At 46.4% G+C, this 658-nt stretch carries 1 protein-coding gene; it reads left to right on the top strand.

All coding sequences use genetic code 11. The features are described from left to right. Nucleotides 1-658, top strand: a 658-nt coding sequence (locus A3729_RS03540) for a DMT family transporter (RefSeq protein ID WP_082881992.1), incomplete at both ends; no start/stop codon positions are given.

Raw genomic sequence — 658 nt, 5'->3', positions numbered from 1 at the left:
TATGTCGATGTAAAACGTAAGCGCATTTCCCTTCTGGGCAATAATCGCCCCTTGTTAATGCTGCGCGGCGCAGTGGGAACGTTGGCGTTAGTGTGTGTATATTATTCTGTGACACATATGCCTTTGGCTGAAGCCACGGTTCTACAGTATTTACATCCGATTTTTACTGCCATTCTAGCGACTTTCTTTCTTAAGGAGCGATTGCAGTGGTCTCTTGTTATCAGTATCGGTTTTAGTTTTATTGGCTTATTGCTTGTCGCAAGACCTGCTTGGTTGTTTGGCGGAATAGGGACGGACATTGCCAGTTTTGCCTTGATGGCTGCGGTGTTAGGTGCTTTTGGGAGTGGTGTGGCCTATGTTATTGTCCGCAAGCTCAGTCAGACGGAAGACCCTTCCGTGATTGTATTCTACTTCCCTATGGTCGCTTTGCCATTTTCTCTCGTGTTATTGGGGGACGATTTTGTCTTGCCGACAATGGAAGCTTGTTCACTTTTATTTTTGGTCGGGATCTTTACACAGGTCGGGCAAATTGGCTTAACCAAGTCAATGCAAACGGAACCTGCAGGAAGGGCGACAGCGTTTTCTTATCTGCAGGTAGTTTTTTCAGCATTGCTAGGCTGGCTTGTTTTTAGTGAAGTACCAGACATCTGGGTGTGGC

It is taken from the genome of Oleiphilus sp. HI0043 (genome assembly GCF_001634935.1).
This window is presented reverse-complemented; position numbering and strand designations above follow the sequence as displayed.